Source organism: Streptomyces sp. NBC_01276 (assembly GCF_041435355.1).
Taxonomy (GTDB): Bacteria; Actinomycetota; Actinomycetes; order Streptomycetales; family Streptomycetaceae; genus Streptomyces.
Genome location: NZ_CP108442.1, coordinates 1,984,855 through 1,997,927, shown reverse-complemented (window position 1 = coordinate 1,997,927; position 13,073 = coordinate 1,984,855). Strand labels below are relative to the sequence as shown.

The window sequence follows — 13,073 nt, the reverse complement described above, 5'->3', positions numbered from 1 at the left end:
ATGGCGTTTGGCAGTCGTACCGCCGCTCCCGGCAAGCACCGTGGTTCCAGCCGTCTGAGCCGCAAGACCGCCGGCTACGCCGGCATAGCCGCCCTCGCCACCACGGGTGTGGTCGCCGCCGTCGCAGCCCCGGCCTTCGCCGCGGACAACAGCGCGCCTTCCGTCGAGGACACCGGCCAGAACGCGGTCGTCGTCGCCGACGGCCTCCAGGACGACATCGAGGTCCAGGCCGAGTCCCAGCAGGTCGCCGCCGAGGCCGTCGCCGCCCAGGCGCAGGCCGAGGCCGAGGCCAAGCAGCGCGCCTCCGAGGCCAAGCGGGCCGCCGAGGCCAAGGAGAAGTCCGAGCGCGAGGCCGCCGAGCGCGCCGCCCGCGAGGAGGCCCGCAAGCGCCTCAACACCTTCGTGGCTCCCGTCGACGGCTCCTACGTCAGCACCCAGTACGGCGCGGGTGGCGGCATGTGGTCCTCCGGCAGCCACACGGGCATCGACTTCCACGCGGACGAGGGCACCTCGGTCCACGCCGTGGGCGCGGGCACCATCGTCGAGGCGGGCTGGGGCGGCGCGTACGGCAACAACATCGTCATCAAGCACAACGACGGTACGTACACCCAGTACGGGCACCTGCTCTCGCTGAACGTCTCCGTCGGCGAGAGCGTCACCGCGGGCCAGCAGATCGGCCTGTCGGGCTCCACGGGCAACTCCAGCGGCCCGCACCTGCACTTCGAGGCCCGCACCGGCGCCACGTACGGCACGGACATCAACCCGCTGGCGTACCTGCGCCAGCACGGCGTCGGCATCTGACCCGCACGCACCGCGCACCTGCGCAGTACGAAGAAGGCCCCGGCTCTCCGAGCCGGGGCCTTCTTCGCGTCCCCCGCCGCAGTGAAATGTTTCGGATATCGGGCCGTCATCGGAAATTATCGTGTGCTGCAATAGAGTCGCAGCACGGCCAAGAATCCGGCGACGGCGCCGGCGGTGAATCCAGCGGAGGTCCGGCCTTGCGTATTCCTGCGCACGCGGTATGCACAGCGATCCGCGACGACATCGTCTCCGGTTTCTTCGGGCCGGGGGGCCGGCTGACCGAGGAAGTGCTCGCCCGCCGCTACGGCGTCTCCCGGGTCCCCGTCCGCGAGGCGCTGCGCACCCTGGAGTCCGAGGGCTTCGTCACCACCCGGCGCCACGCCGGCGCCTGCGTGGCCGAGCCGACCGCCCAGGAGGCCGCCGATCTCCTGGAGCTGCGGATGCTGCTGGAGCCGCTGGCCGCCTCACGGGCCGCCCGCCGGCGCACCGAGGCCCACCTGAAGGTCCTGCGCGGGCTGGTCAGGCTGGGCCGGGAGCGGGCCCGCAAGGCGCAGGGGGAGGACCTGCGGGCCCTGGGGGGCTGGTTCCACGAAACCCTGGCCCAGGCCTCCGGGAGCCCCGGGCTGATCGCCCTGCTGACCCAGACCCGGCACAAGATCGCCTGGATGTACGTGGTGGAGCCCCCGGCGCGGCCCGTGGACTCCTGGGCGGAGCACGGGGCGATCGTCGACGCGGTGGCGCGCGGGGACGCGGAGCGGGCCGCGGCCCTCACGGCGCTGCACGCGGAACGGGCGGCCGCGGCGCACCGGCCGCGGGTGAGGACTTCGCAACCTGCCGTACACACGGCGAGCGGCCGGCATTAACAAACGCCCCGTATACAAAAGGGTATGCCGGGCGGGCGAATTCGGTGCGCCCGCTCTTCCCGCCGTGCGCAATTCCGCCGGCCGTCGCGCTGTCCGGAAATTCCTCCGCCGCGCCCTGTCGAATTCCTGTGGCCGAATTTCTGCCGGCCGAATTCCTGCGGCCGGAATTCCGGCGATCGGACGCGTGTGATCGGATGCGTGCGGCCGGCCCGGGACGGGACGGGAAACAGCGAAGCCGCAGTCCCCGGGGTGGGGGGACTGCGGCTTCACGGGCACCGGACCCGAAGGGTCAGACGGTCTCCGGGAGCTCCTCGAGGCCCTCGGCGACCAGCTTCGCGAGGCGGTCCAGGGCGGCCTCCGCGCCGTCGGCCTCGGAAGCGAGCACGATCTCCTCGCCGCCCTGGGCGCCCAGGCCCAGGACCGCCAGCATGGAAGCGGCGTTGACGGGGTCGCCGCCCGCCTTCGCGATGGTCACCGGGACGCCGGAAGCGGTCGTCGCGCGGACGAAGATCGAGGCGGGACGAGCGTGCAGGCCCTCGGCCCAGCCGACGTTGACGCGGCGCTCTGCCATGGTGATGCCCTTCAGGTTCTTACGGTTGTCTAGACCAGTCTCTCACGACGCCCGGACTGCTCGGACCGACTTTCGGCCCGGATCCACCGCCGTTCGACCCTCCCCAGCTTGCACTGGTTCGTCCTGGTGCGTCGGATTCGCCGCGCGCATGCGGTCCCACCCGTCGGGCACGCCCGTCCACCGGGGCGCATCGCCCCTTAGGGTGGCCCCATGACCACCGCGTCGGACCCCTCGTACCCGGCCCACTGGGAAGCGGACGTCGTGCTGCGCGACGGCGGCACCGCCCGGATCCGCCCCATCACCACCGAGGACGCGGGCCGGCTGGTCAGCTTCTACGAGCAGGTCTCGGACGAGTCGAAGTACTACCGGTTCTTCGCCCCCCACCCCCGCCTCTCCGACCGCGACGTGCACCGCTTCACGCACCACGACTACGTCGACCGCGTCGGCCTCGCCGCGACCATCGGCGGGGAGTTCATCGCCACCGTCCGCTACGACCGCATCGGCCCCGACGGCCGTCCCGCCTCCGCGCCCGCCGACGAGGCCGAGGTGGCCTTCCTCGTGCAGGACGCCCACCAGGGCCGCGGGGTGGCCTCTGCCCTGCTGGAGCACATCGGCGCCGTGGCCCGCGAACGCGGCATCCGCCGGTTCGCCGCCGAGGTGCTGCCCGCCAACACCAAGATGATCAAGGTTTTCACGGACGTCGGCTACCAGCAGAAGCGCAGCTTCGAGGACGGTTCCGTCCACCTCACCCTCGACCTCGAACCCACCGCCGAGTCCCTCGCCGTCCAGCGGGCCCGCGAGCAGCGGGCCGAGGCCCGTTCCGTCCAGCGCCTGCTGGCCCCCGGCTCCGTCGCGGTGGTCGGCGTCAGCCGCTCCGGATCCGGCGTGGGCTCCGCCGCCCTGCGCAACCTGCGCGACGGCGGCTTCCACGGACACCTCTACGCCGTCAACGAGGCCCGCGCCCCCGGCATGGAGGGGGACCTGCTGGACGGCGTGCGGGCCTACCGCACCGTCTCCGACATCAACGCCCCCGTCGACCTCGCCGTGATCGCCGTCCCCGCGGAGCGGGTCCCCGACGCGGTGGCCGCCTGCGGGGAGCACGGCGTACAGGGACTGGTGGTGCTGTCGGCCGGGTACGGGGAGAGCGGTCCGGACGGACTGGCCCGCCAGCGAGAACTGGTGCGCCAGGTCCGCTCCTACGGGATGCGCCTGATCGGACCCAACGCCTTCGGGGTGATCAACACCGCCCCCGCCGTGGAACTCAACGCCTCCCTGGCCCCGGCCCCCGCCACCGCCCGCGGACGGATCGGCCTGTTCACCCAGTCCGGAGCCATCGGGATCGCCCTGCTGTCCGGCCTGCTGCGGCGCGGCGAGGGCCTGTCGTCCTTCGTCTCCGCCGGGAACCGGGCGGACGTCTCCGGCAACGACATCCTCCAGTACTGGTACGACGACGAGGCCACCGATGTGGCCCTCATGTACCTGGAGACCCTGGGGAACCCGCGCAAGTTCACCCGCCTCGCCCGCCGCACGGCCGCCGTCAAGCCGGTGGTCGTCGCCCGCGGAGGCCGGCACACCCCCGCCGGACACCTCGTCCCCGGCACCCGGCTCCCCGACACCACCGTCTCCGACCTGCTCCGGCAGGCCGGCGTCATCCGCGTCGACACCGTCACCGAGCTCGTGGACGTCGGCCTGCTGCTGGCCGGACAGCCTCTTCCGGCGGGCCCCCGCGTGGCGATCCTCGGCAACTCCGAGTCCCTCGGCGTGCTCACGTACGACGCCTGCCTGACCGAGGGGCTGCGCCCGCTGGCCCCGCTCGACCTGACCACCGCCGCCTCCCCGGCCGACTTCCGCGCCGCCCTGTCCGCCGCCCTGGCCTCGGACGACTGCGACACCGTCGTCGTCAACGCCATCCCGTGGGTGAGCGAGCGCGCGCTCGCCGACGACCTCGCGGAGGCGCTGCGGCAGGCCGCGGCCGAGGTGCCCGGCAAGCCCGTGGCGGTGGTGCACGTGGAACTGGCCGAGCTGGTCGCGGCCCTGTCCGCCGTCCGGGCCGCGCCCCCCGCCCCGCCCGCTCCCGCCGAGCCGGACCCGACGACCGCCTCGGCCCCCGCCCCGCTCGCCACCCCGGCCGCCACCGCCCCGGGGCGGGCGCAGGCCGCCGCGCCCGCCCCGGAGCCCACCGCGGAAGCCGCCCGCCGGATCCCGGCCTACCCCGCCGCGGAGCGGGCCGTGAAGGCCGTCGCCGAAGCCGTCCGGTACGCCGAGTGGCGCCGGGCCAACGCCGAGGCCGGACAGGTTCCCGAGTACGAGGACATCGACGAGAGCGGCGCCGCCGCCCGCCTCGCCACCCTGCTGGCCGGCGTCCCCGGGGGAACCGTCCTGACCCTGGACGAGACCGACGCCCGCGACCTGCTCGGCCGCTACGGGATCCCCGTCAGGCCGGTCCTGCCCGCCCCGAGCCCCGACGCCGCCGTCCGCGCGGCCCGGATCCTCGGCTACCCGGTGGCCCTCAAGACCACCGCCCCGCACCTGCGCCACCGCGCGGACCTGGGAGGCGTACGTCTCGACCTGACCACCGAGACCGAGCTGCGGCGCTCCTACGAGGAGCTCACCGAGGCCCTCGGCAAGCCCGGCGAGCTGCTCCCCGTCGTCCAGGCGATGGCCCCGCGCGGAGTGGACACCGTCGTCCGCGCCGTCGTCGACCCCGCGGCCGGCACCGTCCTCTCCTTCGGGCTCGCCGGGGTCGCCTCCGAGCTCCTCGGCGACACCGCGCACGGCCTGGTACCCGCCACCGACCGCGACGTGGCCGCCCTGATCCGCTCCATCCGCACCGCTCCGCTCCTCTTCGGCTGGCGCGGCAGCGACCCCGTGGACACCCCCGCCCTGGAGGAACTGCTGCTGCGCCTGTCCCGGCTCGTCGACGACCACCCCGAGGTGACCGGGGTCGCCCTGGAGCCGGTCGTCGTCGCCGCGGAAGGCCTCTCCGTGCTCAGTGCCACCGTCCGCGTGGCCCACCCGCCCGCCCGGACCGACCTCGGCCCGCGCACCCTGCCCAGCTACTGAGCGCCGGGCAGGTAGGGGGACGCCGTACGGGCCTTAGGATGGACCTCATGGCGAAATCCGGTACGACGACCCAGGGGCTGCTCCGCGCGGCGATCGAGCGCAGCGGCTACTACCCGGCCCTCGTGGCCGAGGCGGTGGAGGCCGCCGTCGGCGGCGAGCCGATCTCGTCGTACCTGGTCCACCAGGAGACCACCTTCGACTCCAACGAGGTGCGCCGGCACGTCACCGTGCTGGTCCTGACCGGCAACCGCTTCATCGTCAGCCACACCGACGAGCAGGCCGCCGACGCCGGGTCCCCGTCCCCGTACGCGACGACCTCCACCGAGTCGGTCAAGCTGTCCAGCATCTCCTCCGTGGTCCTCAGCCGCGTCGTGGCCAACCCGGAGTCCTACACCCCGGGCCAGCTGCCGCGCGAGGTCGTGCTGACCATCGGCTGGGGCGCGGTCTCGCGCATCGACCTGGAGCCCGCCGCCTGCGGCGACCCGAACTGCGACTCCGACCACGGCTACACCGGCAACTCCACGGCCGACGACCTCAGCCTGCGGGTCAGCGAGGCGGGCGACGGCCCCGAGACGGTCCGCCAGACGCTCGTCTTCGCCCAGGCGCTCTCGGAAGCCACGGCGGCGACCGCCACCCCCGCCCGCTGATGTCGTACTCCGCGCCGCCGAACTGGCAGGACGACCCGGAAATCCTCGACCTCGCCGGCGCCCCGGTCCCGCACTACGGGACCGGCTCGCTCGCCGACCTGCTGCCGACCCTGGCGGCCGGCCAGGGCGTGCCCGGTCTCGCCGCGGGGATCACCGAGCTGGCCCCGGCCGACCGGAACTGCGTGTTCCTGGTCGACGGCATGGGCTGGGAGCAGATCAAGGCCCACCCGGAGTACGCCCCCTTCCTCACCTCCCTCCTCGCGAGCTCGCGCGGCGGCACCGGCCGTCCGATCACCGCCGGCTTCCCGGCGACCACCGCCACCTCGCTGGCCTCCGTCGGCACCGGCCTGCCCCCCGCCCGGCACGGCCTGCCCGGCTACGCCGTGCGCAACCCGGCCTCCGGCGAGCTGATGAACCAGCTCCGCTGGCAGCCGTGGACGCAGCCCAAGCCCTGGCAGCCGTACCCGACGGTGTTCCAGCTCGCCGACGCGGCGGGGGTGCACACCGCCCAGGTGTCCGCCCCGAACTTCAAGAGCACCCCGCTCACCCAGATCGCCCTCAGCGGCGGCACCTTCCACGGCCGGATGACCGGCGAGGAGCGGATGGACCTCGCGGCGATCCAGCTCGCCGCCGGGGAACGCTCGCTCGTGTACACGTACTACAGCGAGCTCGACGGGGCCGGCCACCGGCACGGCGTGGACTCGGACGCCTGGCGCGGCCAGCTCATGTACGTCGACCGGCTCGTACAGCGGCTCGCGGAGCAGCTGCCGCCGCGCACCGCCCTGTACGTGACCGCCGACCACGGCATGGTGGACGTCCCCTTCGACGAGGACTCCCGGATCGACTTCGACGAGGACTGGGAGCTCGGCGCGGGCGTGGCCCTGCTCGGCGGTGAGGGCCGGGCCCGGCACGTCTACGCGGTACCGGGTGCCGAGGCCGACGTCCTGACCGTGTGGCGCGAGGTGCTCGGCGACCGCTTCTGGGTCGCGAGCCGCGAAGAGGCCCTGGACCGGGGCTGGTTCGGGGCGCCGGGGGAGTGCGACGAGCGGGTGCTCGGACGGATCGGCGACGTGATCGCCGCGGCCCAGGCCGACGTCGCGATCACCGCGTCCCGCAAGGAGCCCAACGAGTCGGCCCTCGCCGGCATGCACGGCTCCATGACAGCGGCCGAACAGCTGGTCCCGCTGCTCGAAGTCCGCACCTGAGCCGGCCCTCCCCTCCCCTCCGCTTTCCCCTCCCAGACCCGAAAGGTCCCGTACTTCCCATGCCCGAGCTGGTGTTCTTCTCCGGAACGATGGACTGCGGAAAGAGCACTCTGGCGCTCCAGATCGCCCACAACCGCGATGCGCGGGGTCTGCAGGGCGTGATCTTCACCCGTGACGACCGGGCGGGCGAGGGCAAGCTGTCCTCCCGCCTGGGCCTGGTGACGGAGGCGGTCGAGGCGCCGGAGGGCATGGACCTGTACGCGTATCTGGTCGCGCAGATCTCCAAGGGCGGCAAGGCCGACTACGTGATCGTGGACGAGGCGCAGTTCCTGGCGCCCGAGCAGATCGACCAGCTCGCCCGCATCGTCGACGACCTCGGCCTGGACGTCTTCGCCTTCGGCATCACGACGGACTTCCGCACGAAGCTGTTCCCGGGCTCGCAGCGGCTGATCGAGCTGGCCGACCGCCTGGAACAGCTCCAGGTGGAGGCCCTGTGCTGGTGCGGGGCCCGCGCCACGCACAACGCCCGTACGGTGGGCGGGGAGATGGTGGTCGAGGGCGCCCAGGTGGTGGTCGGCGACGTGAACCGTCCGGCGGAGGAGATCGGCTACGAGGTCCTCTGCCGCCGCCACCACCGCCGCCGCATGACCTCGTCCGCGGCCCGCGCGGGCGCCCTCTCCCCGGACGTCCTCCCGGTCAACCCCGCCTGACCGACCCCGGCCCCACCCGCATTGTCAGCGGCTGCGGCTAACGTCCGCCCAGACGGATTCTAGGCTGGGAGGGGCTCATGGGAGCCAAGACGGGTCTGCTGGTGTACGGGGACGGGGACATCCCGGCCGCCCTGCGGCAGGTGACCACGGCCGGCCTCGCGGAGACGACCGAGCTCGTCGGGCGGCTGCATCCGGGCTGGGACATGGAGGCCGCGGACGGCGAGACCCTGACCGAGGGCACGTACCCGGCTCCCGGACTCACCTACGCCGCGAGCTTCCCGGGAATCGACGTCCTCTGCGACCGGCGCCTGATGATCGAACGTCCGTCGCGGTTGCCCGGGCACCTGATCGCGGCGGGTGACGGACGCAGGATGGTCCTGCACGCGATGCACAGCGTGGTCGACGGGCTGGCCTTCGCGGTCTGGGAGGCCGGCCGGCTGGTCCGCTCGCTGAGCCTGTCGCCTGACAGCGGGGTCATCGAGGACATCGGCGAGCCGTTTCCCTTCGAGGGTCCGTACTGGTCGGGTGACCACCCGGTGGAGCCGGACCCGGGCGGGGAGGGCGGGGCGCCGTATCCGCTGCCCTTCCACCCGCTCGAACTGGGCGAAGGGGCGCTCCGCGCGTTCTTCGGGTTCGTCCTGGAAGGCCGGCCGGCGCCCGACGACATCGATCCGGACGGGCTCCGGCTCCACGGATTCCGTCTCACGGACCCGGCCGGGCCCGACCCCGCGCAGCGGCAGGCCGACCTGGAGCGGGCGGCTCAGCGCATGCGCGGCACGACGTGGCACGTAGGACCGGACGGCGGGCTGCGGTCAACGCGGGTACCCGCCCGTTGACCGCGGCCTGCCGGCCGCATGCCGCCGGCCGCGCGTCACCGCGCGCACAGCGCCGTGTCGAGCAGGGCGTCGGCGCGGTCGAAGGAATCGGGCGCGGAAGGCCTGTTGAGGGTGACCGCGATGGTGGCGGCGCGGCCGTCGTCGGTGGCCCCGGGGAAGGAGTGGTAGCCGGGGACGTTCCCGCCGTGCCCCCACTTGAGGCCCCCGCAGCTCAGCGGCGAGCTCGTCAGGCCGAGTCCGTACCGGGTGCCCGGCTGCCAGCCGGGACCGTCGACCTTGACGGTGGTCCGCATCTGGGCCAGCTGGGCGGGCTCCAGGAGCTTGCCGCCGATCAGGGCGGAGAAGAAGCGGTTCAGGTCGCCGGGAGTGGACACCAGCTGCCCGGCGGACCAGCCCCAGGAGGGGTCGAGCTCCGTGATGTCCTCCAGGGGCGCCCCGGGCTTCGGCACCTGGTAGCCCCGGGGGTGGGCCTCGCGGATGCGCTCCTCGCCCACCGCCGGGAAGTAGGTGTGGCGCAGTCCGATGCGGTCGATGACCCGCTGCGTGACCTGCTCGGCGAACGGCCGGCCGGTGACCTTCTCGATGAGCAGCCCGGCGACGACGTAGTTGGTGTTGCTGTACTCCCAGCCGGCCCCGGGGGCGAAGCGCGCCTTTTTGGCCAGCGCCAGATCGATCAGTTCGCGGGGCTGGTAGTAGGTGTGACGGCCCTTCCCGAACACGGCTTCCACCAACTGGTCGGTGTAGTTGGGCAGACCGCTCGTGTGCTGGAGCAGCTGGCGCACCGTGATGGCGCGGCCGTCGATGCCGTCGCCCCGCAGAAGGTTCGGCAGGTACCGGTCGACGGGTGCGTCGAGCTCCACCCTGCCTTCGCCGACGAGTTGCAGGACGACCGTGGCGGTGAAGGTCTTGGTGTTGCTGCCCACCCGCACCTGACCGTCGGCCGGCACCTTCGCCCCGGTCCGCAGGTCCCCGACCCCGGCCGTGTGGGCACGGGTGCGCCCCTCCCGGTCGAGGGTGGACGCCAGGGCGCCGGGCAGCCGGTCCTCGGCCACCACCCGCTCCAGCGCCTTGCGCAGGCCATCGGGGGAGTGCCGGGCCTCCGCCGTGGACGTCGCGGCAGCCGGGGACGGGGACGGGGCCGGGGACGCGGACGCGGATGCGGGCAGCATGCCGGCCACGGCAAGGGCCGCCGCCGCGGCGGCCACCGCGGTGACTCCCCGCCGCCGGCCGGACGGCGCCGGGCCGTGGGCGGTCCGGAGCGGGCGGGGGGAGGGGTGGTGGGTCATGGGGAACTCCTTGGTGCGCGGCGGGGCGGGGGCCGCGGACACGGGGTCGCGCATCGCGCTGATCCGCCGTGTCCGCCTGACCGGAGCCTAGGAAGAGGCCCTGCCCCGGGGCGTCGCCCGCGGGCAGGAGGACCCGGGTACGGTCCAGAGCCCCGTCCGGTACCGCGGTCCCTCCCGGGCATCCCCCTCCGCCCCTGCCCCCCGCATCCCCGCGGTCAGTCCAGGGCGGCGCCGCCGCCGGGGTCCGTGCCCGCGATGGCCGCGAGGGCGGCGAGGTGGCGCCGGTAGCGGGCCAAGCCCTCCTCCGTCAGGGACAGCCAGGTCCGCGGCCGCCGGCCGACCTGCCCCTTCTCCACCGTCACCCAGCCCGCGTCCTCCAGCCGCGAGACCTGCTTCGACAGCGCGGAGTCGGTGATCTCCACCAGGTCCCGTACCCAGCCGAACTCGGCCTTCTGCGCCGGGGCGAGAGCGGCGACGACCGACAGGCGTACGGCCGAGGCCAGCAGCGGGGCGAGCGCGTGGCGCGGGTGCGGAACCCGCTCCCCGCCCGCCGGGGTCGGGTACGTCATGCGGAGCGCGCCTCCCGCCGGGCCGCCGCGGCGGCGGGCAGGGCGCACGCCAGGGCGGCCACGGCCGCGAAGGCGGTGGCGTCGCGGAAGACGGAGTAACCGAGCAGCAGGCTCGTGGCGTAGGCGAGCGCCCAGGCGCCGACCACCCTGAGGTGGCGGGCGCCGTGGCCGCGCGGGACCACGGGCTGCCGCGTGGCGAACAGGGAAAGGCCCACGACGACCGCGGCGTTGCCCACCGTGCCGACGAGGGTGCCGGTCCGCCCGTGCCACAGCAACACGACCGGAACGAGGAAGAGTTGCCACCCGGCGAAGGCCCACAGGTAGGCGGCGTACCAGCCGCTCTTCCCGCGTGTGCGGCCTTCGATCCGCGCGATGCCCCGCAACGACGCGATGGCGTCGGCCTGTTCCCCCATGACGGAGTCCTCCCGCTCGTTCCCGGGCCTCCCCGAAATATGCCGGCCCGGCATCTACTTGCCACATTAGCAAGTAGATGCCGGATCGGCATGGAAGGAGTCGTCCGCGCGTGGCGGTCCGTCAGGCGTCCGCAGTGGCGGTCGGGTCGGGAGCGAGGCCGTCGGCCACGAGTCCCGCGAGGACCGCCTGCCCCAGGGCGTGGACGGCCGACTGGGGGCGGACCATCACCGTGAACTCCTTGATCCGGCCCGCCGCGTCGAACTGCAGCAGGTCGATGCCGTGGATCTGCTTCCCGTCGACCACGGCGCGGAACGGCAGGACCACCGACGGCGCCTCCTCGCCGTCGGCGCTCGTCTCGGCCGCGCCGTCCAGCCGGCCCAGGTAGCGGAGGTCCCCGAAGACGCGCAGCAGCACGCCGAACAGGCCCAGCACCATCGGCCTGCCCTCGAAGGGGGTGAACTTCACCGGGCTGTACAGCCGGACGTCCTCGGTGAACAGGTCGTCCAGCGCGCTGAGATCGCGCTTCTCCACGGCGGCGCGGAAGCGTTCGGCGGTCTCCATGACCCCTCCAGGTGCTCGGAACACACGGGAATGTGGCAGCTACTCAAGAATGTGACTAGTCAGTTTTTTGAGTATGATGCCGGGGCGGACGACCAAAGGGAAGGGGGCCGGTGGGATGGCCTTGAAGCATGCGGTGCTGGCAGCGCTGCTCGACGGCGAGTACAGCGGGTACCAGCTGGCGAAGGCCTTCGACGTGGGCGTCGCGAACTTCTGGCACGCCCTGCCCCAGCAGCTCTACGCCGAACTGGCCAGGCTGGAGCAGGACGGACTGGTCGAGGGCCGGCAGGTGGTCCAGGAGAGCCGGCCCAACAAGCGGCTGTTCCGGGTCACCGACGCGGGCCGGGCCGAGCTGGAGCGGTTCGCCGACGCACCGCCGAAACCCTCCTTCATCCGCGACGACCTGCTGGTCAAGGTGCAGAGCGCCGACCGCATCGGCACCGGACCGGTGATCGAGCAACTTGAAGAGCGGGCCGCCGCCGCGACGGCCAAGATCGAGCTCCTCGACGCGATGCTGCGCACCATGCGCGGCTCCGTGGACGAGGCGGAGTACCTGCTCCGGGGCGAGCGCATCGGCGGGTACCTGACCTGCCTGCGCGGCCTGGCCTTCGAACAGGGCCACCGGGACTGGTGCCTGAGGATCGCGGCCGTACTCAAGGAGAGGCGGGGAGCCCGTGCCGAACGGTGAACCCATCCGCTACGTCGCCCTGGGCGACAGCCAGACCGAAGGGCTGGGGGACGGGGACGACGCGACCGGGCTGCGGGGTTTCGCCGACCGGCTCGCCGGGCACCTCGCGACCGCCCACCCCGGCCTGCTCTACGCCAACCTGGGCGTGCGCGGCCGGCTCGCCGCCCAGGTCCACGCCGAACAGCTGGGTCCCGCCCTCGCCCTGCGCCCCGACGTGGTGACCGTCGTCGCCGGGGTGAACGACCTGCTCAGGCCCCGGTTCGACGCGGCCGCGACGGCCGGGCACCTGGAGGAGATGTTCGCCGCGCTCACGGCGGCCGGAGCCCGCGTGGCGACCGTGACCTTCCCCGACGTGGCACGGATCGCGCCGATGGCCCGGCCCCTGGCCCCCCGCGTCGTCGCGATCAACACCCACATCCGCGCCGCGGCCGCCCGGCACGGGGTCGTCGTGGCCGAAACCGGTCGGGCCGAGGCCGCCAACGACCCGCGGATGTGGAGCACGGACCGGCTCCACGCCAGCCCTCTCGGCCACGCCCGGATCGCCGCCGCCCTGGCCGAAGTCCTCGCCGTGCCCGGATACGGCGACACCTGGACCCACCCGCTGCCGCCCCGCCCGGCCCGGGGTGCCGTGCGGAGCGTGGCGGCCGAACTGGGCTGGATGGCCGGATTCCTCGGCCCGTGGCTCGGCCGCCGCCTGCGCGGCGCGTCCTCCGGCGACGGCCGCACCGCCAAACGCCCCGACCTCCGTGCCCTCGACGCCCCGGCGCCCTGACTCCGGCGCCCTGGCCCGGGAGCCCTGACCCGTGCGCTCTGACCTCGGCGGGCGGCCCCGGGAACTGCCGCCGGGGGCAGTCCCCGGGGA

Annotated in this window: 14 protein-coding genes; 9 read left to right on the top strand and 5 right to left on the bottom strand. The window is 73.8% G+C overall.

Translation table 11 applies throughout. The features are described from left to right. Complete coding sequence (locus OG295_RS08355; RefSeq protein ID WP_371676315.1) at positions 1–801, top strand: M23 family metallopeptidase; 801 nt, start codon at positions 1–3, stop codon at positions 799–801. Positions 802–998: 197 nt separating this feature from the next. Further along, positions 999–1,664 carry a GntR family transcriptional regulator gene (locus OG295_RS08350; RefSeq protein ID WP_371676314.1) on the top strand — a complete coding sequence of 222 codons (666 nt, stop codon included), beginning with the start codon at positions 999–1,001 and terminating at the stop codon, positions 1,662–1,664. A gap of 289 nt (positions 1,665–1,953) precedes the next feature. Here the strand turns inward: OG295_RS08350 and OG295_RS08345 are convergent, their stop codons facing one another. Further along, on the bottom strand, positions 1,954–2,235 hold the full coding sequence (locus tag OG295_RS08345; RefSeq protein WP_266842887.1) for an HPr family phosphocarrier protein: 282 nt from the start codon (positions 2,233–2,235) through the stop codon (positions 1,954–1,956). 210 nt (positions 2,236–2,445) lie between these two features. Here OG295_RS08345 and OG295_RS08340 point away from each other — a divergent pair, with 210 nt between their 5' ends. The 5 genes from OG295_RS08340 (at position 2,446) to OG295_RS08320 (ending at position 8,696) form a co-directional block, all read left to right on the top strand. Continuing rightward, complete coding sequence (locus tag OG295_RS08340) at positions 2,446–5,298, top strand: GNAT family N-acetyltransferase (protein WP_371676312.1); 2,853 nt, start codon at positions 2,446–2,448, stop codon at positions 5,296–5,298. 47 nt (positions 5,299–5,345) lie between these two features. Beyond that, positions 5,346–5,945: a DUF5998 family protein gene (locus OG295_RS08335; protein ID WP_030235262.1), complete on the top strand. Its 600-nt coding sequence runs from the start codon at positions 5,346–5,348 to the stop codon at positions 5,943–5,945. Beyond that, the gene (locus OG295_RS08330; protein ID WP_371676310.1) at positions 5,945–7,150 is read left to right on the top strand and encodes an alkaline phosphatase family protein; all 1,206 of its coding nucleotides are present in this window, start codon (positions 5,945–5,947) and stop codon (positions 7,148–7,150) included. Before OG295_RS08335 ends, OG295_RS08330 begins: the two co-directional genes overlap by 1 nt. A gap of 59 nt (positions 7,151–7,209) precedes the next feature. Continuing rightward, positions 7,210–7,860, top strand: a complete 651-nt coding sequence (locus OG295_RS08325; protein ID WP_371676309.1) for a thymidine kinase — start codon at positions 7,210–7,212, stop codon at positions 7,858–7,860. A 77-nt stretch (positions 7,861–7,937) separates the two neighbouring features. Then, positions 7,938–8,696: a hypothetical protein gene (locus tag OG295_RS08320; protein WP_371676308.1), complete on the top strand. Its 759-nt coding sequence runs from the start codon at positions 7,938–7,940 to the stop codon at positions 8,694–8,696. 35 nt (positions 8,697–8,731) lie between these two features. Here the strand turns inward: OG295_RS08320 and OG295_RS08315 are convergent, their stop codons facing one another. The 4 genes from OG295_RS08315 to OG295_RS08300 form a co-directional block, all read right to left on the bottom strand. Further along, complete coding sequence (locus OG295_RS08315) at positions 8,732–9,982, bottom strand: serine hydrolase domain-containing protein (RefSeq protein ID WP_371681133.1); 1,251 nt, start codon at positions 9,980–9,982, stop codon at positions 8,732–8,734. Between the two features lie 215 nt (positions 9,983–10,197). Beyond that, entirely contained in the window at positions 10,198–10,551 is a 354-nt protein-coding gene (locus OG295_RS08310) for a winged helix-turn-helix domain-containing protein (protein WP_371676307.1), read from the bottom strand. Then, the gene (locus OG295_RS08305) at positions 10,548–10,964 is read right to left on the bottom strand and encodes a hypothetical protein (protein ID WP_371676306.1); all 417 of its coding nucleotides are present in this window, start codon (positions 10,962–10,964) and stop codon (positions 10,548–10,550) included. Before OG295_RS08305 ends, OG295_RS08310 begins: the two co-directional genes overlap by 4 nt. Before the next feature lie 121 nt (positions 10,965–11,085). Beyond that, positions 11,086–11,526: a nuclear transport factor 2 family protein gene (locus OG295_RS08300; RefSeq protein WP_371676305.1), complete on the bottom strand. Its 441-nt coding sequence runs from the start codon at positions 11,524–11,526 to the stop codon at positions 11,086–11,088. Positions 11,527–11,641: 115 nt separating this feature from the next. On the opposite strand from OG295_RS08300, the gene OG295_RS08295 reads away from it, so the two are divergent. Then, on the top strand, positions 11,642–12,211 hold the full coding sequence (locus OG295_RS08295) for a PadR family transcriptional regulator (RefSeq protein ID WP_371676304.1): 570 nt from the start codon (positions 11,642–11,644) through the stop codon (positions 12,209–12,211). Further along, positions 12,198–12,983 (top strand): SGNH/GDSL hydrolase family protein, encoded by a 786-nt coding sequence (locus OG295_RS08290; protein ID WP_371676303.1) that lies wholly within the window; start codon positions 12,198–12,200, stop codon positions 12,981–12,983. The genes OG295_RS08295 and OG295_RS08290 overlap by 14 nt, the downstream gene beginning before the upstream one ends. Positions 12,984–13,073: the final 90 nt, after the last annotated feature.